Source organism: Maribrevibacterium harenarium, assembly GCF_006385675.1.
Taxonomy (GTDB): Bacteria; Pseudomonadota; Gammaproteobacteria; order Pseudomonadales; family Marinomonadaceae; genus Marinomonas; species Marinomonas harenarium.
Genome location: NZ_VFRR01000025.1, coordinates 1 through 19,103, shown reverse-complemented (window position 1 = coordinate 19,103; position 19,103 = coordinate 1). Strand labels below are relative to the sequence as shown.

The 19,103-nt window shown below is 48.0% G+C and carries 24 protein-coding genes and 4 tRNA genes; 18 read left to right on the top strand and 10 right to left on the bottom strand.

Annotation, left to right across the window (positions count from 1 at the left end; translation table 11 throughout):
• The first annotated feature begins 112 nt into the window (after positions 1–112).
• The 8 genes from FJM67_RS12085 (at position 113) to cobA (ending at position 8,225) form a co-directional block, all read left to right on the top strand.
• On the top strand, positions 113–418 hold the full coding sequence (locus FJM67_RS12085) for a type II toxin-antitoxin system TacA family antitoxin (protein ID WP_181161492.1): 306 nt from the start codon (positions 113–115) through the stop codon (positions 416–418).
• A complete protein-coding gene (locus FJM67_RS12080) occupies positions 387–899 on the top strand; it encodes a GNAT family N-acetyltransferase (protein ID WP_140589615.1) in 513 nt (170 codons plus the stop codon). The genes FJM67_RS12085 and FJM67_RS12080 overlap by 32 nt, the downstream gene beginning before the upstream one ends.
• A 67-nt stretch (positions 900–966) precedes the next feature.
• The gene (locus FJM67_RS12075) at positions 967–3,594 is read left to right on the top strand and encodes a DNA translocase FtsK (RefSeq protein WP_140589613.1); all 2,628 of its coding nucleotides are present in this window, start codon (positions 967–969) and stop codon (positions 3,592–3,594) included.
• An 81-nt stretch (positions 3,595–3,675) separates the two neighbouring features.
• Positions 3,676–4,290, top strand: coding sequence for an outer membrane lipoprotein chaperone LolA (lolA, locus tag FJM67_RS12070; RefSeq protein WP_235890052.1), 615 nt, complete (start codon positions 3,676–3,678; stop codon positions 4,288–4,290).
• A gap of 8 nt (positions 4,291–4,298) precedes the next feature.
• Positions 4,299–5,666, top strand: a complete 1,368-nt coding sequence (locus tag FJM67_RS12065) for a replication-associated recombination protein A (RefSeq protein WP_140589612.1) — start codon at positions 4,299–4,301, stop codon at positions 5,664–5,666.
• Positions 5,660–6,037 carry a fluoride efflux transporter CrcB gene (crcB, locus tag FJM67_RS12060; RefSeq protein WP_235890051.1) on the top strand — a complete coding sequence of 126 codons (378 nt, stop codon included), beginning with the start codon at positions 5,660–5,662 and terminating at the stop codon, positions 6,035–6,037. Before FJM67_RS12065 ends, crcB begins: the two co-directional genes overlap by 7 nt.
• A gap of 40 nt (positions 6,038–6,077) precedes the next feature.
• Positions 6,078–7,373, top strand: coding sequence for a serine--tRNA ligase (gene serS / locus FJM67_RS12055; protein WP_140589610.1), 1,296 nt, complete (start codon positions 6,078–6,080; stop codon positions 7,371–7,373).
• Positions 7,374–7,469: 96 nt separating this feature from the next.
• A complete protein-coding gene (gene cobA, locus FJM67_RS12050; RefSeq protein ID WP_235890050.1) occupies positions 7,470–8,225 on the top strand; it encodes a uroporphyrinogen-III C-methyltransferase in 756 nt (251 codons plus the stop codon).
• A gap of 1 nt (position 8,226) precedes the next feature.
• Here the strand turns inward: cobA and FJM67_RS12045 are convergent, their stop codons facing one another.
• The 8 genes from FJM67_RS12045 to hpf form a co-directional block, all read right to left on the bottom strand.
• Entirely contained in the window at positions 8,227–8,547 is a 321-nt protein-coding gene (locus FJM67_RS12045; RefSeq protein WP_140589608.1) for a TusE/DsrC/DsvC family sulfur relay protein, read from the bottom strand.
• 16 nt (positions 8,548–8,563) lie between these two features.
• Positions 8,564–8,824 (bottom strand): type II toxin-antitoxin system RelE family toxin, encoded by a 261-nt coding sequence (locus FJM67_RS12040; RefSeq protein WP_140589607.1) that lies wholly within the window; start codon positions 8,822–8,824, stop codon positions 8,564–8,566.
• Positions 8,808–9,035 (bottom strand): type II toxin-antitoxin system RelB family antitoxin, encoded by a 228-nt coding sequence (relB, locus tag FJM67_RS12035; protein WP_235890049.1) that lies wholly within the window; start codon positions 9,033–9,035, stop codon positions 8,808–8,810. Before relB ends, FJM67_RS12040 begins: the two co-directional genes overlap by 17 nt.
• A 74-nt stretch (positions 9,036–9,109) precedes the next feature.
• Complete coding sequence (locus FJM67_RS12030) at positions 9,110–9,382, bottom strand: DsrH/TusB family sulfur metabolism protein (protein WP_181161491.1); 273 nt, start codon at positions 9,380–9,382, stop codon at positions 9,110–9,112.
• A 1-nt stretch (position 9,383) separates the two neighbouring features.
• Positions 9,384–9,722: a DsrE family protein gene (locus tag FJM67_RS12025; protein WP_140589604.1), complete on the bottom strand. Its 339-nt coding sequence runs from the start codon at positions 9,720–9,722 to the stop codon at positions 9,384–9,386.
• A complete protein-coding gene (gene tusD / locus FJM67_RS12020) occupies positions 9,719–10,114 on the bottom strand; it encodes a sulfurtransferase complex subunit TusD (RefSeq protein ID WP_140589602.1) in 396 nt (131 codons plus the stop codon). The genes FJM67_RS12025 and tusD overlap by 4 nt, the downstream gene beginning before the upstream one ends.
• A 102-nt stretch (positions 10,115–10,216) precedes the next feature.
• Entirely contained in the window at positions 10,217–10,873 is a 657-nt protein-coding gene (locus tag FJM67_RS12015) for a Bax inhibitor-1/YccA family protein (protein ID WP_140589600.1), read from the bottom strand.
• A 171-nt stretch (positions 10,874–11,044) separates the two neighbouring features.
• Positions 11,045–11,362, bottom strand: coding sequence for a ribosome hibernation-promoting factor, HPF/YfiA family (gene hpf / locus FJM67_RS12010; protein ID WP_140589598.1), 318 nt, complete (start codon positions 11,360–11,362; stop codon positions 11,045–11,047).
• Between the two features lie 382 nt (positions 11,363–11,744).
• Here hpf and FJM67_RS12005 point away from each other — a divergent pair, with 382 nt between their 5' ends.
• The 9 genes from FJM67_RS12005 to FJM67_RS11965 all read left to right on the top strand — a co-directional run bounded on the left by FJM67_RS12005 (position 11,745) and on the right by FJM67_RS11965 (position 17,330).
• Positions 11,745–12,440 (top strand): DnaT-like ssDNA-binding domain-containing protein, encoded by a 696-nt coding sequence (locus FJM67_RS12005; RefSeq protein WP_235890048.1) that lies wholly within the window; start codon positions 11,745–11,747, stop codon positions 12,438–12,440.
• A complete protein-coding gene (locus tag FJM67_RS12000) occupies positions 12,349–13,152 on the top strand; it encodes a replication protein P (protein WP_235890047.1) in 804 nt (267 codons plus the stop codon). Before FJM67_RS12005 ends, FJM67_RS12000 begins: the two co-directional genes overlap by 92 nt.
• A 120-nt stretch (positions 13,153–13,272) precedes the next feature.
• Positions 13,273–13,917 (top strand): response regulator, encoded by a 645-nt coding sequence (locus tag FJM67_RS11995; RefSeq protein WP_140589595.1) that lies wholly within the window; start codon positions 13,273–13,275, stop codon positions 13,915–13,917.
• Positions 13,918–13,930: 13 nt separating this feature from the next.
• Positions 13,931–15,748 (top strand): excinuclease ABC subunit UvrC, encoded by a 1,818-nt coding sequence (uvrC, locus tag FJM67_RS11990; protein ID WP_140589593.1) that lies wholly within the window; start codon positions 13,931–13,933, stop codon positions 15,746–15,748.
• A gap of 43 nt (positions 15,749–15,791) precedes the next feature.
• Positions 15,792–16,352, top strand: a complete 561-nt coding sequence (gene pgsA, locus FJM67_RS11985; RefSeq protein ID WP_140589592.1) for a CDP-diacylglycerol--glycerol-3-phosphate 3-phosphatidyltransferase — start codon at positions 15,792–15,794, stop codon at positions 16,350–16,352.
• A 96-nt stretch (positions 16,353–16,448) separates the two neighbouring features.
• A tRNA-Gly gene (locus FJM67_RS11980) sits at positions 16,449–16,523 on the top strand.
• A gap of 23 nt (positions 16,524–16,546) precedes the next feature.
• A tRNA-Cys gene (locus tag FJM67_RS11975) sits at positions 16,547–16,620 on the top strand.
• A gap of 14 nt (positions 16,621–16,634) precedes the next feature.
• A tRNA-Leu gene (locus tag FJM67_RS11970) sits at positions 16,635–16,721 on the top strand.
• 162 nt (positions 16,722–16,883) lie between these two features.
• On the top strand, positions 16,884–17,330 hold the full coding sequence (locus FJM67_RS11965) for an acyl-CoA thioesterase (RefSeq protein WP_140589590.1): 447 nt from the start codon (positions 16,884–16,886) through the stop codon (positions 17,328–17,330).
• Positions 17,331–17,380: 50 nt separating this feature from the next.
• Here FJM67_RS11965 and FJM67_RS11960 read toward each other — a convergent pair.
• Together FJM67_RS11960 and FJM67_RS11955 are read right to left on the bottom strand one after the other, a co-directional pair.
• Positions 17,381–17,465, bottom strand: a tRNA-Leu gene (locus FJM67_RS11960).
• Between the two features lie 71 nt (positions 17,466–17,536).
• Complete coding sequence (locus tag FJM67_RS11955) at positions 17,537–18,268, bottom strand: EAL and HDOD domain-containing protein (protein ID WP_140589662.1); 732 nt, start codon at positions 18,266–18,268, stop codon at positions 17,537–17,539.
• Positions 18,269–18,618: 350 nt separating this feature from the next.
• Here FJM67_RS11955 and FJM67_RS11950 point away from each other — a divergent pair.
• Positions 18,619–19,103 (top strand): IS607 family transposase (locus tag FJM67_RS11950; RefSeq protein ID WP_140589588.1); only part of this gene is annotated, 485 nt, incomplete at its 3' end.

The following is a 19,103-nucleotide window of genomic DNA, read 5'->3' as shown; positions in this document are numbered from 1 at the left end:
TTGTGCTAGTGGGGGTAGATGCCAAAATGGCACTTTTTTGATTTTTTACTATCGTGGTGCCATAATGGCAACAATTACTTTTAATCGAAAAGCGACTCGAAAGGGGATAAATATGAGTATGTCTCACATACCAGAAAACGTGCGACTCGTCGCTCGTGCGCCGAAAGAGATTCAAGAGATCATTCTTAATGCGGCGGAGCTTTCTGGTGCCTCTATGTCTCAGTTTTTGATTGATGCTGCTCTCGATCGCGCCAAAGTGGTATTTGAGCGTGATAGGCTTTTAAAATTGTCCATGGACGGAGCGAATCGATTTTTCGATGCACTGGATAACCCCCCAAAAATTCAACATCTTGATAATGCCTACCAGAGCTATAAGGATATAGATAATGGCGTTGCCAGAGTTAAACGCAAGTCATAACCGTAAAGGGTTTGACTGTGCAAATGACCTTATCAATAAGTTTCTAAGGGAAACGGCTCGTCGAGCGGGCAAACACAATCTTTCCAGATCCTTCGTGTTGGAAGGGGAATGTGCAGGAGACATCGCTGGTTTTTATACTCTGAGCGATACTCAGGTTAGTATCCCTATTGACCACAAATTTTATAAAAATTACCCCCATCCGTTACCGGCTGTGCTCCTCGCTCGGATGGGTGTGGATAGGCACTACCAAGGTCAAGGCTATGCCAAAATCTTGGTTATCGATGCCATGCAGCGCACTTTGCATATCAATAGACAGTTAGGTGTGGTTGGATTGTTTGTCGATGCGAAAGATGATGCGCTGGTTGCCTTTTACCAAAAGGTCGGCTTTATCTTTTTGCAACAAGAAATTCAAACTACAAAGCTCTGGATGCCAATCAAGTCGATTGAAAATTTCTTCGCTACTCATGCCCCACCTGACTAGTCAGCTTGTAGCTTAAAGTATGCTATTCTAGCGCCACAGCAATTCACGATCTGAAGGCAGGTGACGTTTGACGCAGGATGTGCGGCCCCCGATTTGGGGAACCTTTGCAAAGCAAAGCTCAGTTTTATTGGCGTTGGTGTTTTTTCTCTTTTTCGCCTTTGCCACCTATACCTATAGCCCTCAAGACCCGGGCTGGTTCTACTCCGGTGCCGATGGTTTGGTGCGTAACTCCATGGGCTTGTTTGGCGCTACCTTGGCAGATTTGTTGTCCGGCTTTTTCGGGACGCTATTCTTCTCTCTGCCAGTGTTATTTTTGGCGGTGACTTTGGTGCTGTGGCGCAATCCCCATGGTATGCAGCCCCTCACCCTGTCTTTGTTTAGTCTATTTGGCACCTTTAGCTATCTTATTTTTGGCTCGGCATTGTGTTTTTTACATACGGTCGGCACTACCCCGATGCAGTTTGGTCAAGGGGGGATTCTTGGGCATAGCGTGGGGGAGTGGCTACACCGTTGGCTTGGCTACGATGGTGCCACTCTAGTGAGTTTAGCCATGACCCTGTTGGCTTTTACCTTAATGATGCAAATTCATTGGTTAAGCGTATTTGAACGCATCGGCGCAATGCTAGAAAAGGGCTATTTAAAACTTCGCGATAAACATCAAGCCCGTCAAGAGCGTAAAGCCGAATTAGCTGAACAGGAGCAGGAAGACGGGGATGCAGACCTAGAGCGCCCAGCTATTTTCCGTAAAAAAGGTGCCAGCCAGCCATCAGTCACTGAAACGGAAGAATTGGATCTAGCAGAAGAGGAAGAAGAGGCCGAGGACAAGCCAGCCTGGTGGCAAAAGCTCTTGCCTGCCAAGAAAGTTAAGCCGGAAGCTCAACCGGAAACTCCAAAACGCCATGAAGAGCCCTCTCTAGCGGACTTCACTTTAGATGACTTTGATGACGAAGACCGAGAAATTGGTTTCACCGATACCCTCTATATCGAAGACGACGAACCCTTTACCGTAGAACCCCCTAAAAGGGGTCAGACCCTCGTGGAAAAGGGGTCTGACCCCTTGGTGGAACCCAAGCCCGCCGCCAGTCGCCCTGCGGTGCGTACTTTGTCGGAAGCCAAACAGCTGGATTCCCTTAGTGAGCCAGAACACCAATCGGATGAGCCGAAGTCATCGGCGGCCGGCAAGCCAGCGCCAGCCCAGCCTGAGAGCGAAGGTTATACCCTGCCAGACCGTGGCGTGTTGACGCAGCCGAAGCCAAAAAATGGTGGCTACTCGGAAGATGAGTTGATCGAGTTGTCATCGCTATTGGAGCTGCGCCTGTTGGATTTCGGCGTGAAAGCAGAAGTAGTAGAAGTGAATCCTGGGCCAGTCATTACGCGCTTTGAAATTCAGCCTGCCCCTGGGGTTAAGGTGTCGCGCATTACCAATTTGGCGAAAGATTTAGCCCGCTCCCTTAGCGTATTAAGTGTGCGGGTGGTGGAGGTGATCGCCGGCAAATCCACCATTGGTATCGAGATTCCGAACCAGCATCGGGACACGGTGTATTTCTCTGAAGTGATAAACACCCCCATGTATGACAATGCCAAGTCGCCTCTGACCATGGCATTGGGGCATGATATCTCCGGCGAGCCGGTGGTGGTGGATTTAGCAAAAATGCCTCACTTACTGGTAGCAGGTACGACTGGCTCCGGTAAGTCGGTAGGGGTTAATGCCATGATTTTGAGTATGTTGCTTAAGTCTACACCGGACGAAGTGCGCATGATCATGGTGGACCCAAAAATGCTGGAGCTGTCGATTTATGAGGGCATCCCACACCTGATTACCCCGGTTATTACCGACATGAAAGATGCCGCCAATGGTTTGCGTTGGTCGGTAGATGAAATGGAACGGCGCTACAAGCTGATGTCGAAACTTGGAGTGAGGAATATCGCTGGCTACAACAAGAAAGTTCGGGACGCTATCGAAGATGGGCAGCCGTTAGAAGACCCACTCTGGCAGCCAGAGCACGAAGCCATGTTTGGTCAGGACGGCGTGGCGCGTACCGTACCTCATTTGGAACCCTTGCCTTATATTGTCATCGTAGTAGACGAGTTTGCCGATATGATGATGATCGTCGGCAAGAAAGTCGAAGAGCTGATCGCCCGGATCGCGCAAAAGGCCCGTGCTGCTGGTATCCATTTGATCTTGGCGACCCAGCGCCCATCGGTAGACGTGATCACGGGGTTGATCAAGGCCAATATCCCGACGCGCATGGCGTTCCAAGTTTCTACCAAGATTGATTCTCGGACAATTCTGGATCAGGGTGGTGCGGAGCAGCTACTAGGACAAGGGGATATGTTGTATCTTCCGGCGGGTTTGCCAACGCCGATTCGGGTGCACGGTGCCTTTGTATCCGATGAAGAAGTTCATGCGGTAGTGGAAGAATGGAAAGCCAGAGGGGAGCCGGATTACATCACCGAGGTGGTAGCTAACCCAGAAGATCTTATGACCGGCGGTAACAGTGAAGATGCTGACCCCCTGTATGATGAAGCGGTGAAGATCGTGATTGAAACCCGCAAAGCGTCGATTTCGTCGATTCAGCGACGTTTAAAAATTGGCTATAACCGGGCTGCGAATTTGGTGGAAGCGATGGAAGACGCGGGCTTAGTCGGACCTATGGGGACAAACGGTCAGCGGGATGTGTTAATTCCCGAATAAGCCCCCATATTGATTTTTCCGTTATTGATTAAAGTGGTATTCGTGGCAGATGTCATGCCGCGAGACAAAGGAGTTACCCGAGTGCGTATATTTAGTTTGTTGTTGCTATTGTTGGCGAGCGTTGCTCAAGCCGAAAGTTCTCTTACCGAGTTGCTGGAAATCAACCGCAATGTGGAAGGTGAGTTCCGCCAAACCACTTACAATGACCAAGGTAAGCAGATTCAGGTCAGTGAAGGGGTATTTTTGCTAGCGGAGCCCAATCGTTTTGTGTGGGATACCATTTCCCCATTTCCGCAACGTATTATTGCCGATGGCAAAACCGTCACCATTTGGGATGTGGATTTCGAGCAAGCCACCCAAAAGCCATTGGCTGCCAGCGTGGGTAATTCTCCAGCGGCCCTATTAGGTGAGTCCGCCGAGAATGTATTGCAGCACTATGACGTGAAAACCTTGTCGGGTGCTAAGTATCAGCTGGCTCCAAAAGGGGAGGAGGACCTGTTTCAAACGCTGACTTTGTCGTTCCGTAATGATCTGATCCAAGCTATGTCGATCAAAGATGCTCTGGGCCAAACCACCCTCATTGAGTTCAAAAATGTCGAAGCCCACGAAGGGGTATCGCCAGAAAACTTTAAAGTCGACCTGCCGGATTACGTGGATTTGATCATCGAGCCTGGCGTTGAGCAGCCAGCAGGTTAAGTTCCCATATGGATGATTTATTTGCCGATCAACAGCAAGGCAGTTTTAAACCCCTCGCTGCCCGTATGCGCCCACGCAATTTGGATGAATACGTGGGGCAGCGACACTTGGTTGCGCCGGATAAACCTCTGTACCGGATGGTGGCTAAAGGGCAAGCCCACTCCTTTATTTTGTGGGGGCCGCCGGGGGTAGGGAAAACGACCTTTGCCCAGTTGTTTGCGAAATCCGTGGATGCCCAGTTTATTGAATTGTCGGCGGTTATGTCCGGCGTGAAAGATATCCGTGCAGCGGTAGATAAAGCCAAGCAATGGCGTGATATGACGCAAAAGCCCACCTTGCTGTTTGTGGATGAAGTGCATCGCTTTAATAAATCTCAACAGGATGCGTTTCTGCCTTACATCGAAGATGGCACCTTTATTTTTGTGGGAGCGACCACGGAAAATCCCGCTTTTGAGCTCAACTCGGCATTGTTGTCTCGGGCGCGGGTATACCGCCTGAAAACGCCAGAAATCTCTGACTTGGTACAAGCCATGCGGCAAGCCTTAACGGATAGTGAGCGCGGTTTGGGGCAGCGGCAGATTATGATTTCTGATCGCCATTTAGAATTGATGGCCGTGGCTGCCGATGGCGATGTACGCCGCAGCTTAAACTTCCTCGAAGTCTTAGCGGACTTTGTGGAAGACGGGGAGCAAGTTACCGACGCTCAATTAGAAGAAGTGCTCGGGGCCAGTTTGCGCCGCTTTGATCGCCAAGGGGATGCCTTTTACGATCAGATTTCTGCATTTCATAAATCCGTGCGTGGTTCTTCCCCGGATGGGGCCTTGTACTGGATGGCGCGTATGCTCGATGGTGGCTGTGACCCACTGTATATTGCTCGGCGTTTGTTGGCGATTGCCTCGGAAGATATTGGCAATGCGGACCCACGGGCGCTGCAAATTGGCCTAAACGCTTGGGACATTTACGAGCGCGTGGGTGCCTATGAGGGGAATCGTGCCATTGCTCAAGCCGCTGTCTATATGGCTTGTGCCCCCAAAAGTAATGCCTTGTACAAAGCCTTCAATCAAATGATGGCAGATGTTGCCAAGCAGCCGAGCTATGAAGTGCCCAATCATTTACGCAATGCCCCTACGGAACTAGCGAAGGAAATGGGTCATGGTGAAGACTACCGCTATGCCCATAACGAGGAGTATGCCTACGCCGCTGGGGAAAGTTATCTTCCCAAGGAAATGGCCGGAGAGCGCTACTACCACCCGACGGATCGCGGCTTAGAAAAGAAAATCGGCGAGAAGTTGGCTTGGTTGGCAGAGCTAGATGCCCAAAGTCCGAGACAACGTCAATATCAGGAAAGCACGGAAGGGGAAGGCGATTTATGGTAGCCATGTATTTATCGGTCGCGTTAGGTGGCGCATTTGGTGCTATGGCGCGCTTTGCCATGACTCGCTTTATTAACCATAGTTGGGGGCATACCTTTCCGTTGGCCACTTTTAGTATCAACGTATTAGGTAGCTTCTTAATGGGGATGGCTTTTGTGTTGATCGCCGAGCGGGTTCCAGCATTTGAATCGTTACGACCTGTATTAATGGTGGGTTTTCTCGGGGCTTTTACGACTTTTTCCACCTTTTCGTTAGAAATCGTTGCCTTGATCAATCAGCAGGCTTGGCTAACCGCAGCAAGCTATTTATTATTGAGCTGCGTTGTGGGTATTGCCGCGTTGGCAGCGGGTATTGCTATCGCGCGCGCTTTTTAACGCCAGCTTTTCACTATATTCAGAGGACTTTGTTGCAGCAATGTTAGACATTAAAACACTGCGAGCGGACCCAGAAGCGGTTGCGGCTCTGCTAAAAAAGAAAGGGTTTGAACTAGACGTCGCCGGGTTTAAAGGCTTGGAAGAACGTCGTAAAGCCATTCAAATCGAAACGGAAAATCTGCAACAGTCCCGTAACTCGGTTTCCAAAGACATTGGCGTGGCTATGAAAGCCGGTGATAAAGCCCGTGCTGAGGAACTCAAAGCACAAACGGCTACCTTGGGGGATGACCTCGCCAAAGCCAAGGACGAGCTGCATGCCATTCAGGCAGAGCTAGATGCAATGCTTGAGGCGGTTCCAAATATTCCCCATGAGTCCGTACCTGTTGGCGCATCGGAAGATGATAACGTGGAAATTCGCCGTTGGGGTGAGCCACGGGTATTTGATTTCGACGTCAAAGATCACGTTGACGTCGGTGCCGCCCTTGGCATGTTGGACTTCGAAGTAGCAGCCAAGCTCACTGGTTCACGCTTTGCGGTAATGCATAAAGATATCGCTCGCCTGCACCGCGCTTTGATCCAGTTTATGTTGAATACTCACATCGACGAGCATGGCTACCAAGAAGTATATGTACCTTATTTGGTCAACAGCGCTTCCTTGCGTGGTACAGGTCAGTTGCCAAAATTCGAGCAAGACCTGTTTAAGGTGCCAGTAGACAAAGACAGTGGTAACAGCGACTTGTATTTGATCCCTACGGCAGAAGTGCCAGTTACCAATTTGGTGCGTGACGAGATCTTGAACGATGCAGATTTGCACCAAAAATACGTGGCACACACTCCGTGCTTCCGTTCTGAAGCGGGCAGTTACGGTCGCGATACTCGCGGCATGATCCGTCAGCATCAGTTTGAAAAAGTTGAGCTAGTACACATCTGTCGTCCTGATCGTTCTACCGAGGTATTGGAAGAGCTAATCGGTAATGCGGAAGCCATTTTGCAAAAACTGAACCTACCCTACCGTACAGTGGTGCTTTGTGGTGGTGACTTGGGCTTTTCGGCTCACAAAACCTACGATATTGAAGTCTGGTTGCCCGGTCAGCAAAAATACCGCGAAATCAGCTCTTGCTCCAATATGTGGGATTTCCAAGCCCGTCGTATGCAGGCCCGCTGGCGCAATCCAGAAACCGGTAAGCCAGAATTGGCACATACTTTGAATGGTTCTGGTCTAGCGGTTGGTCGTACTTTGGTAGCGATTCTAGAAAATTACCAGAATGCCGATGGTACGGTAACCGTTCCGGAAGCACTGGTGCCTTACATGGGTGGTAAAACCCAGATCGGTTAACACTTTATCGGGTTGCGGCTCGATTATTAAAAGCCTCTTACACGGATTGACCCTTTTGTTTGTCGGTTTTGTGTGGAGGCTTTTTCGTTTATTGGAATGATGAAACAAGATATGCATGGCAAAGTTTACTTAATTGGTGCAGGTCCCGGCGACCCGGAGCTGCTTACCCTGAAGGCGCACCGTTTACTTACTCAAGCGGAGGTGGTGTTGTACGACCGTTTGGTTGGGAAAGACATTATTGCGCTCATCCCTGATAGCGCGGAAAAACTTTATGTGGGAAAAGCGAAGTCGCTGCATAGCTTACCCCAAGATCAAATTAATGCCCTGTTAGTGGAAAAAGCCCAGCAAGGTAAGATCGTAGTGCGCCTTAAAGGGGGCGATCCATTTATTTTTGGTCGTGGTGGGGAAGAGTTAGAAGAGTTGGTAGAAGCTGGCGTATCCTTTGAAGTCGTGCCTGGGGTGACGGCAGCGGCAGGTTGTGCGGCTTATGCGGGGATTCCCCTAACCCATCGGGATTACGCCCAATCGGTGCGTTTTTTAACTGGGCATTTGAAAGACGGTACCACCGAGTTGCCCTGGGATGAGCTGGTACACCCTAGCCAAACCTTGGTGATTTACATGGGCTTAACCGGCTTGGAGTCGATTTCCCAGTCACTGATTCGGTTTGGTATGCGTCCTTCTATGCCGGTGGCGGTGGTGGAGAGAGGGACTTCTGCCGAACAGCGGGTATTTACTTCCAGCATCAAGGATATTCATCAAGTGGTGACCGATAACGCCGTGCAGTCCCCGGCCTTGTTAATCATTGGGGAAGTGGTCACCTTGCATGAAAAGCTGTCTTGGTACGGCAAATAAGCTATAGACAGTTAGCTGGTTTGGGTAACCCAGCGATCTTGGCAGCCAGCTTTGGGGGGCTGCCGGGAAAAAGCTGCATCAGATAGATGCTTTTACCTTTCTCGGCCCCGAGCTCTTTGGTTACGGCTTTGACTAACGGCCGCATGGCAGGAGACACTTCAAACTGCTGGTAGAATCCTCTCAGCAAATGAATAATCTCCCAATGGGCGGGAGTGAGGCTTAGACCCTCTTGCTTGGCAATTTGCTCTGCCAAGGCTTCATTCCAATTATTTAGATCCAGTAAATAGCCTTCTTCGTCTACCTCAGGGAAAGGGACTGACATACGTTCTACTCTTGTTTTAATAGATATGTTTTCTATGACCGATGAATACTGCGACAATCACCAACTCACTGGCTTGAATATCACAAATGATACGGTAGTCTCCGACTCGATATCGCCAAAAACCGGATAAATTGCCAGTCAGTGCTTTGCCTCTATCCTTTGGGTTTTCTAGACTGGCGACTTGTCTAAGATATTTGATGATTCGCTGAGCTTGTTGGCGATCAAGTTTTGCGAGTTGTTTTTTGGCTGTCTCTGTTAACTCAGTTGTCCAGACCAAGTTCACGTTCCACCTCATCCAATGAGTGCAGCTTTTCTTTGCCGCTCTTTACATTTTCCATAATCTTTTCCGCCATGTATTGATCTTCAAGTTCATCTAAATACTTCAAGATCGCTTCTCTGGCATAGTAGGTTTTGGTTCGTCCTGTTTCATTTGCTAAAGCATTTAGGCGGGACTCAATATCTGCTGGTAAACGTATGGCTAACATCATGATACTCCGTTGCTATACACGTATAGCAGAAGTATAGCAGCGGTGAGAAAGGCCGTCATGGGGTTAAATACATATCACCAATTGATCAACTTATCATGACTTACACACAGCTCAACCCAAGCAGTGTCATCACACACAGATGGGGGCTGTAAGCCGTAAGCTTGTAGATCAGCTTGCCGTGCTGTTAAGTTTGCGCCACTTAGCTGGTTAATTGCCTCGGGATTGAGTAAGCGTAATACCGCTTCTTCGATTAGTAAAATCGTATCGCCAGGTTTTACTGCGCAACGCCAGTCCCGTTCCACTGCCGCTGGGTACTCTGCTTTATTTAAAGTATGTAAAGTCGCCATATTAAAACCGTAAAACATGTTGGTATTGGGAAAAGAGCTGCTGCCACTCAGTGTCTGATAGGGCCGTGATGCCTTCCCACAAGGCTAAATGAGCGCTTTCATCTGCTCGCACATAAAGCTTGTTGATATCGTAAAACTCAAGCCCATCCAGTAGTTTAAACAAGTGCTTGCCATGCTCTTCACTAGGGGTCTGACCCTCAAGTAAGAGGGTCAGACCCCCTCCGGTGACGGCGATGGCAACTTCTTGCTCAAAGGTGCCAAACACGAGGGCCATATCTAGGGCTTCTTTGATGGTTAAGCTACTGTAACTGGAGCTGGTGAGATAAATCAGGGTGCTCATGGGCGAAACCTCACAAGGCGATCTGCTTGTTGCTCTAATTCGATCAAGGTGCCTAGGCCTTCTAAGGTGAAACCAGAGGCTAAGTTGTGATGGGCTTGTTCGTGTCGCGTGGCTTCTGCTTCGTTTAAGATGCCTCGGCGGATGGCGGCGGCGATGCAGACTTTTAATTCCACTCCGCTGGTTTGTGCTAACTGCTGCCAGCTGTGGGTGATATTCATTTCATCTCGCGGTGGGTTACTTAGCTGATTGGCAACCAGAACGGCATCTTCGTAAAAAAACACGCCAATAAGCTCATGGTCTGGATGGGCGATGATGGCTTTGGCAAATGACAATGCGGAATGGCAGGATTTGCTCTGAAACGGGCCGCCGGTGACAAGAAGTGCAAATTTCATAGGATTTAATGGGCAATTCGACAAGGTTCGCTAAGTCTACACAGAAAAAAAGCCGCGGTCAGCGGCTTTTCTCCTGTAAGTTAGCGGTGGGAGAAGGCTAACTTAATCGTCAGAAGACATTCCTAGTAGTGAAAGAATGCTTAGGAACATATTGTATAGAGACACGTAAAGGTTCACGGTAGCGATCACGTAGTTAGTCTCACCACCACGTACGATTTCACTGGTTTGCAGCAAAATTACAGCGGCTGAGAATAAAGTGAAGCCTACCGAGATAAAGATTTGTAGCGCTGGCATCTGGATAAAGAAGCCGGCAATCATGGCGAACAATAAAGCAAAGAAGCCAACAGTTAAAAAGCCATTTAGGAAACTAAAGTCTTTTTTGGAGACTAGCGCGTAAGCAGACAGACCCAAGAACGACAGACCGGTGATGCCTAAAGCAGACATAATCAGGCTAGCGCCATTCGACAATGCTAGGTACGCCGAAAGAATTGGGCCAAGCGTTAATCCCATAAAGCCAGTCAATGCGAATACGCACAAAATACCCACTGCGCTGTTACGGAATTTATGGGTCAAAAACAACAATCCATAAAAACCAACCAAGGTGATGATTAGGCCTGGGTGTGGCAAATTGAATGCCATACTTAAACCTGCTGTGAAAGCACTAAACAGTAAAGTCAGTGACAACAGACCGTAGGTGTTACGCAGCGTTTTGTTGGCAGCTTGCGACGAACTGGTCGACAGAGTTTCTGTATAACGCATGGTGTGATTTCTCCTTTAAGAAAATAACCTGAATCTAAGACACTATATGTGGTTAAGAGTTCCCAGTTCAATGACTTTTGATAAAGGCTGTTTGAAATAAAGCAGGAAGGGAGGTTTCAGAATGCAAAACGCGCCCCGAAAGGCGCGCATAGTTGGGTACAAACTGGCTTTCTATGAAGCTACTGCCGCTTTATGGTTGGTAGCGGATTGTTTGGTTTTGTGTTTGTCTACTTGGCGGGCCAATTTATCAATCATGCCGTCGATGGCATGGAACAGGCGATCTTCAGAGCTGGCCGCAGCGAATAGTTCTTTGCCAGGAAGGTGGATAGTGGCTTCGGCCTTTTGTTCTTTGTTGTCCTTCACAAGTGTGATGTTGACAGAGGTTATCTGGTCACTGAGCTTGGCTATCTTCCCCATTTTTTCGTTAATATGATCTTTAATGGCTGGGGTAACGTCGATGTGGTGACCAGTAATATTGATTGTATACATACAACTTTCTCCTCATAAAGTTGAACCCGCATGGAGAGTAAAGCTAGATGAAAGGAAGGGTGCTCTCCACTAGGCACGGTTTCAGCATAGAAGTGCAAAAAATGCCTGTCAAATAGATTTCATGGCTTAGTCATAAAATGGTCATCAAGCTATGGATGCAAGACGCTTTGCTTGCGGGTTAGGCTGCAAAGGGGTATCGTCAGCGCCATCGCTTCTAGAATTCACAATACTGTACAGCCATGCTGTACCTTGCTTTGGTTATATGTCTAACACTGATTATTTATTGCCTATTTCTTTTAACTTGGCCGCCGAAATTGGTTTAGAAGAAAGTGTCCTGTTGAGCTTTTTGCGGCAAAGGGCATTTCTGACAGGGGCGGGTGAGATGTTTTTGTCTCATCGGGATATCGGGAATATGCTGCCATTTTGGACGATGCCAATGGTATTGCGCCTCTTGGCGAGTCTACAAGCCAGCCAGCTATTGCAGTATCGTCGTACTGACCAGGGCATTGCTGTTCAAACAAGCCCAGCTTCCGGCGTTACCTCTGAGCTGACTGAGCCTCCTGCGCAGTCAAAAGCACATGAAGAAGATGTGTTGGCTAAGGTCAGCCGGTTGCAACATTCAGCGAAAGCAGCTCCTCAAGTCCAAACCCCGTTACCACCAAGTAAGCCTGCGTTTTCCCCACGGGAACGGAGTTATCCTGCATCTCAACCAATCGCCTCCTCTGGGGAGCGTCGTGGGGTGTCAGATTTTGACCGTTACTTAGAGGAAAAAGAACGTACCCGTCAGCCAGACCAATGGCTGCCCGAGGAATCCACTTTTGAACAGATTTTACAGTCTGGGATCGAGCGTTCTTTTGCACAGCAATTGTTGCCGGAATTTCTACTGCGAATAAAAGAACAGCGTAAAAATGTGCGTACTTGGAACAGTGAATTTTTCAAATATGTAAAACGCCAATGGCAATATCGTCAATCTGATCGAGGTAACTATGAAGGCTCCTCAACCTATTCAACAACTGCTAAATCCAATCGAGAAGAAGTCCGGGACGCCATTCGCAACATCCACGACACAGACTGGTAATCAGGCAGGAGCACAACAGGGCGGTAATGAAGTTCATGAGCGTACCAAGGTGTTGGTCAACATGGTATTTGCCCGTTTTCGGGCGATTTATACCAATCGCTTTGATTCCGCTTATTCTACGTCAGATGATTTAAAACTGGCGAAGCGAGAGTGGGCTCTGGCGCTAAAGGGCTTTCAGGAACCACTATTAGCTTACGCGGTAGAGCGAGTCAAAGAGAGGTTTGCTTGGCCACCAACGATTTCCGAATTTTTAAGTGAGATTCACACCGCTTATCAATCCTATGGCTTAAAAGAGCCGCGCCAAGCCTATTTGGAAGCCTGTTCCAGTAGTGGTGATCCACGTTTGGTAAAATGGAGTCACCCTGCGGTGTTTCATGCGGGGTCTGACTGTGGTTGGAGTAGGCTGCGTAGCGAAGAAGAGCGCATCAGTTGGCCCATGTTTGAGCAGGCGTACCAAAAAATCATAGACCGAGTCATGGCTGGGGAAACGCTTTCCATTCCTGTGGTGACTATGATTGAACATCAGCAAGCGCCTGAGCTTGAAACTCTGATGCAGAAAATTCGCAAGCAAATAGACGCACCAGAGCAAGAGTGGGCCCATCATTTGTATTATCTTTACAAGACAAAAGGAACCGGTATTCGCCAACAATATCGGCAGCGGGCGCAGTTCACTTTGGCTAAGTTGGGTTACCGAGAAGAGCTACCCGAATAGTCGTGGTATTGGCCCGTAAAATTGAGACAAATCAAAGCGTTTAGTCAAATTTAAGTACTTTTACAGAGCCAAGGATAGGAGTAGTATTCTGTAATTGTTAGCGTTGTTTTAGAGGTGAGCGTGCATAAAGTTCTGATTGTCGATGATCACAATATGCTATGCGAAGGGCTTAGTCGCGTATTGGCAGAGATAGAGGGACTGGAAGTATTGGCTTGTTTAGCGAGCGGTGAAGAGGCACTGGCATTTTCTCGGCGAACTCCCCCCGATGTAATCCTGATGGATGTGCATATGCCCGGGATCGGTGGCTTTGGTGCCACAATCGAAATCAAACGGCGCTTTCCAGAGGTGCAAATCATCGCTATGTCTGGCTATGAGGACGCTCCCTATCTCACCAAAATTATGGAAGCTGGCGCCAGTGGTTACGTGGATAAAAGTGCTCCGCCATCGGAATTAGTGGATGCGATTCACAGCGTTCTAAATGGGCAGCAGTATATTGGCAAACATCTGGCACAAAAAATCGCCTTGCAAAAAATTACTCATAAGGGGGTAGATGTGCCCTTTGAGCGCTTGGCTGATCGGGAATTGCAAGTGGCGCAAATGATCGTTAATTGTATGCGTAATAAAGATATCGCCGACAAGCTGAGTATCTCCGAGAAAACGGTTAGCACCTATCGCAAACGTATTTTTGAGAAGTTGGGTATCAACAGTGATGTTGAACTCACTCGCATGGCAATGAAATATAATATGCTTGGCTTAACCGGATAACACGGATCACGGCTTGTCTTTCGATTTTGACCCTAAGCACTTTGTTAGCAACCTTACCTCTCGTCCTGGTGTGTATCGCATGTATGGCGAGGGGGAATTGCTGTATGTTGGCAAAGCGAAAAACCTGAAAAACCGTGTCAGCAGTTATTTTCGCGCCACCGGTCTAACAACTAAGACGATGGCGCTGGTCAGTCGCATTGACCATATTGAGATTACGGTTACTAAAAGCGAGACCGAAGCTCTATTGCTAGAGCAAACCCTCATCAAGCAACACCGGCCGCCCTACAATATTCTGCTGCGGGATGATAAATCCTACCCCTACATTTTATTGTCTCATCATCAACATCCGGCATTGCTGTTCCGCCGTGGCAATAAGTCTAAAGAAGGCAAGCTTTATGGCCCTTTCCCGAGTGGTGTGGCTGTAAAAGAAAGTCTCACGACCTTGCAAAAGGTATTTAAAGTACGCCCTTGCGAAGATTCAGTTTACAGCAATCGTTCTCGTCCGTGCCTGCAATATCAAATTAAGCGTTGTTCTGGCCCATGTGTCGGTATGATTAATGATGAGCAATACGCGGAAGATGTGCGTCATGCCAGATTATTCCTCGAAGGCAAAAGCCAAGAGCTAACGGCTGAAATTACCGCAAAAATGACGGCAGCGGCCCAGGAGATGGAGTTTGAGCGAGCCGCAGAATTACGTGACCAGATGGTGCAATTAAAACATGTGCAGGAGCAGCAACATGTTTATGGCCAAAGTGGTGATGCGGATGTGATCGCTGCCCTAATTCAGCCCGGTGGCTTATGTGTTCATGTGATGCTAGTGCGCCAAGGTAAAGTCATTGGTAGCAAAAGTTACTACCCCAAAATGCCTTTGGAAATTAATGAGGGTGAGTTGCTATCATCCTTTATCGCGCAAACCTATTTAGGTGGTGCCCATGAATTGCCTAAATCCTTAATTCTTAGCCATGGATTGGAAGATGGCGATGCAATTGGTGATGCGATTACCGACACTACCGGTAAGCGTATCGAAATTGTTTGGAATGTGCGTGGGCAGCGGGCGCGTTGGCTGGAACTTGCGCGTCTCAATGCGGAGCAAGGTTTACAGGCTCGGCTTACCGACAAGCGTAATCACTTTAGTCGTATTACCGCTTTGCAAAAGGTCTTAGGCTTCAAGGAGCCGCCGACTCACATGGAGTGTTTTGATATTAGTCATTCCAGTGGTGAGGCAACAGTGGCCTCCTGTGTCGTGTTTGGTGCGGAAGGTCCAGACAAAAAGCGTTATCGTTCTTTCAATATCGAGGGTATTGAGCCGGGTGATGATTATGCGGCAATGAAGCAAGCGCTAACCCGGCGGTATAAGCGTGTGAAAGAAGGGGAACTCGATGCCCCTGACGTATTGCTGATTGATGGTGGTAAGGGGCAGCTCAAACAAGCTCAGGATGTGCTGGCAGAACTCGGCCTAGTTGATATCTTCTTGTTGGGGGTGGCGAAAGGGGATACTCGCAAGCCTGGTTTGGAAACCCTCTATATCGGTTCAAAGGAAGATGAAGTGGTTTTACCCCCCGATTCGGCTGCTTTGCATTTGATTCAGCATATCCGCGATGAAGCTCACCGCTTTGCCGTAAAAAGTCATCGTCGTCGGCGGGATAAGAAGCGGCGCCATTCGGCTTTGGAATCGATACCGGGTATTGGTCCGAAACGTCGTAAAGATTTACTTACCGCTTTTGGTGGTATGCAGGAGTTACTCGCCGCGAGCGAGGAAGATATTGCTAAAGTGCATGGCATTGGTGCAAAAAAAGCGCAAGAGATATACCTGCACCTCCATAAAAGCTAAGCTATGCACAATTTCAGTAAACCTAATATATGCAAGAGATGGCATGAATATCCCAAATTTTTTAACCACGCTAAGGATTGCTCTAATTCCTGTTTTGGTAGTGATTTACTATTTGCCTTGGAGTGAGCGCTACTTAGTATCGGCATTGATTTTCGGCGTGGCGGCAGTGACAGATTGGCTAGATGGTTACTTGGCTCGTAAGTTAGACCAAACCACCCCATTCGGTGCTTTTTTTGATCCTGTGGCTGACAAAGTGATGGTATCCGTGGCGTTAGTTTTGTTGGTCGCAGCCTATGACAATATCTTAATGACATTGGCTAGTGCCGTAATTGTCGGCCGCGAGATTGTTATTTCCGCATTACGGGAATGGATGGCTGAGCTCGGCAAGCGGGCAAGTGTTGCTGTTTCTTTTATTGGTAAGTTGAAAACCGCTATGCAGATGCTGGCGATTTTTGTACTGCTAGGTAGTTATCCTGGTACTTTATATGCGGATATTGGTCAAGGAATTCTAGCTGTGGCTGCGGTGCTGACACTTTGGTCGATGTATGTTTACCTGAAAGCGGCTTGGCCAGTGTTAATGCCGAAGAAATCGAACGAGATTTAATCAATCTGTAAAAATTTTGCTAAGTTAGCTATTTATTTAGATTTTTTCCTTGACGACACAGAGAGAATACATAGAATAGGCACCGTCTTTTGAGACGCGGGAATAGCTCAGTGGTAGAGCACAACCTTGCCAAGGTTGGGGTCGCGAGTTCGAGCCTCGTTTCCCGCTCCACTCTCTTAAGATTAACTGATTGAGGCCGGATGGCAGAGTGGTCATGCAGCGGACTGCAACTCCGTGTACGCCGGTTCGATTCCGACTCCGGCCTCCAATTCAGTTTTACTTGCCCGGGTGGCGAAATTGGTAGACGCACAAGACTTAAAATCTTGCGATAGAAATATCGTACCGGTTCGATTCCGGTCCCGGGCACCATTTGGTGCCTTTTTTGTTTCTGTTCCCCTCATATTCTTCTCCTAGTTGACTACTAGACTGCACCTTTTCTTCCTTTACTAAAATTCCATTCTTAGGTTGATTTTCATTCCTTGAACCCGTGTTATGCTCTGCAGAACTAATCGTAAAGCGAGAGGAGTAAACATGTCTGATGAAGGAATGACCCGTGGGCGTTTGACCACGCGTACGGTGGCAATGCCTGGGGACACTAACCCGGCTGGGGATATTTTTGGTGGCTGGGTGTTGTCCCAGATGGATATTGCGGCAGGTATTTGTGCTGGTCAGAGGGCGCAAAGTCGAGTAGTCACTGTAGCGCTTGAGGGGATGAGCTTTATCCGTCCGGTGAAAGTGGGTGACATCCTTGGGGTGTACACTTGTGTCGAGTCTGTAGGTCGCACCTCCATGAATATTCATGTAGAGGCGTGGGTACGCCGCGGACGTATTGGGATGCGTGAAAAGGTAACAGAAGGTGTTTTTAAATTTGTTGCTATCGATGATGAAGGGAAATCTAAACCCATCCCATCAAGAGACGAGTTGCCCGATTATGTGTTAGAGGATGACAATGGATTTTGCGAGATAGGCTTTAATTGATAAGCCCAAAATAAAAAAGCCCATGCTGTTGATTAGCATGGGCTTTAATATGGTACCAGTGGGCGGACTCGAACCGCCACGCCTTGCGGCAACGGATTTTGAATCCGTCATGTCTACCAATTCCATCACACTGGCGCTGAAATTGTGGTTGAGCATTCTAAGTATTTTTAAAGGCTTGTCAACGATTTAGAGTAGAAATAATCTGTCTACTGACGCAATTCTTGAGCGATATCGTTGGCCCAGCGCAAGGCATCAAAAAAAGCGTGATTCAAAGCTTTACGAATCGGTGAGGGCATCTTTTCGATGGCGTCCCAGCGTTCTTGCTCGATGCACATGGTGCAGTAAAGCAGTTTTCCTAAAGGGCCTTCCCCTAGCAATATAGCTTTCGTAATTCCTTCCTGTAGCGCAATTTGCTTCAAAGCGGTCTGCCTATCTATGCCTAACAATAAATCTATGCCTGACATCAGGCCCATGGTGAAGGCTACATCGCTGGAGATATTTTTTGAGTTGTCTGCAAGGAGTTGGCAGCATCGGGCTCGAACCAGCAGTAGTTTGAGTTGATCGATATTTTTATTGCTACTAGAGGTAGCGGTAATCAGCAGCGCCCATTTCCGTAGTTGCGTTAGCCCCAAGTAAACCACTGCTTCTCGGATTGATTCCACTTTTCTCGGGATGCCAGCCACTGGGCTATTTAGTATGCGTAGTAGTTGGTATGATAGTTTTGGGTGTTGGGAAACCAAGTTAGCAATCGTATCGATGTTAATCTGCTCATCCTGTAGTGCACTGACCAAATTCATAGCGCTTTGGACATTGGCATCCACACGTTTACCTTTTATCACCTCCGGCTTTTTCAAGAAATAGCCTTGGAAATATTCAAACCCAAGTTCTAGACACAAGTCGAACATGGCTTGATTTTCGACCTTTTCGGCCACGAGCATTAAACCGCGCTCCTTTAATACATTCAAGCGATCGATGTATTACTCGGGGTGGGTATCTAGTACGTCCACCTTAATCATCGACATATAAGGCAGCAATGCTTCATAGGATTGCGAAAATTGATAGTCATCCAGTACAAAGCGATAGCCTGCTTCATGCCAGCGCTACGGCCGTGACGAATTGCGGGGTGATTTCCTGTTCTTCCAAAATTTCTATGTATACCGTTTCCGGTGCGATTGGAAAAAAAGCATCAGACAACACAAGATCTGTCGTCATGTTAATGAAGAAGGGTTTGCAACTGTTGCTGATTTTATGTTACTGTATGTATATACATAGTAATATATTGGTGTAAATGAAGCTTTCAGATTGGGCAAGAAAACAAGGAATAAGCTATCGTACCGCATGGAACCAGTTTCGTAGCGGCAAGCTTCCTGTGCCTGCAAGGCAGCTGCCTACTGGCACGATCATTGTTGATGAGGTTGTTAGAGAGTCTAAAGCTGTTATTTATAGTCGCGTCTCCAGCTCCGATCAGAAAAAGGATTTAGATGGTCAAATCGCCCGCTGCCTGAGCTTCGCAAATGCTCAAGGAATTGCTGTATCCGCTACTGTCTCTGAAATCGGTTCCGGGATGAATGGCAAACGCAAGAAGCTGTTGCAGTTGCTTGCTGACCCTGAGTTAACTCACATCATTGTTGAGCACAGGGATCGCTTAATGCGTTTTGGTTCCGAATTCGTCGAAGCGTCACTTTCAGCTCGTGGTGTGAAACTTATGATCGTGGATCAATCAGAACTCACCGACGATCTTGTTCAAGATATGATCTCTGTTTTAACGTCTTT

Coding starts and splice junctions, on each gene's coding strand:
- FJM67_RS12030 (WP_181161491.1), bottom strand. CDS start 9,382: ATGGCGACTTTACATACTTTAAATAAAGCAGAGTACCCAGCGGCAGTG.
- FJM67_RS12065 (WP_140589612.1), top strand. CDS start 4,299: ATGGATGATTTATTTGCCGATCAACAGCAAGGCAGTTTTAAACCCCTC.
- FJM67_RS12000 (WP_235890047.1), top strand. CDS start 12,349: ATGAAGGCTCCTCAACCTATTCAACAACTGCTAAATCCAATCGAGAAG.
- FJM67_RS12080 (WP_140589615.1), top strand. CDS start 387: ATGGCGTTGCCAGAGTTAAACGCAAGTCATAACCGTAAAGGGTTTGAC.
- FJM67_RS12005 (WP_235890048.1), top strand. CDS start 11,745: ATGTTTTTGTCTCATCGGGATATCGGGAATATGCTGCCATTTTGGACG.
- hpf (WP_140589598.1), bottom strand. CDS start 11,362: ATGTATACAATCAATATTACTGGTCACCACATCGACGTTACCCCAGCC.
- FJM67_RS11965 (WP_140589590.1), top strand. CDS start 16,884: ATGTCTGATGAAGGAATGACCCGTGGGCGTTTGACCACGCGTACGGTG.
- FJM67_RS12015 (WP_140589600.1), bottom strand. CDS start 10,873: ATGCGTTATACAGAAACTCTGTCGACCAGTTCGTCGCAAGCTGCCAAC.
- FJM67_RS11955 (WP_140589662.1), bottom strand. CDS start 18,268: ATGCTCGTGGCCGAAAAGGTCGAAAATCAAGCCATGTTCGACTTGTGT.
- tusD (WP_140589602.1), bottom strand. CDS start 10,114: ATGAAATTTGCACTTCTTGTCACCGGCGGCCCGTTTCAGAGCAAATCC.
- FJM67_RS12025 (WP_140589604.1), bottom strand. CDS start 9,722: ATGAGCACCCTGATTTATCTCACCAGCTCCAGTTACAGTAGCTTAACC.
- crcB (WP_235890051.1), top strand. CDS start 5,660: ATGGTAGCCATGTATTTATCGGTCGCGTTAGGTGGCGCATTTGGTGCT.
- pgsA (WP_140589592.1), top strand. CDS start 15,792: ATGAATATCCCAAATTTTTTAACCACGCTAAGGATTGCTCTAATTCCT.
- relB (WP_235890049.1), bottom strand. CDS start 9,035: ATGATGTTAGCCATACGTTTACCAGCAGATATTGAGTCCCGCCTAAAT.
- FJM67_RS12045 (WP_140589608.1), bottom strand. CDS start 8,547: ATGTCAGTCCCTTTCCCTGAGGTAGACGAAGAAGGCTATTTACTGGAT.
- cobA (WP_235890050.1), top strand. CDS start 7,470: ATGATGAAACAAGATATGCATGGCAAAGTTTACTTAATTGGTGCAGGT.
- serS (WP_140589610.1), top strand. CDS start 6,078: ATGTTAGACATTAAAACACTGCGAGCGGACCCAGAAGCGGTTGCGGCT.
- FJM67_RS12085 (WP_181161492.1), top strand. CDS start 113: ATGAGTATGTCTCACATACCAGAAAACGTGCGACTCGTCGCTCGTGCG.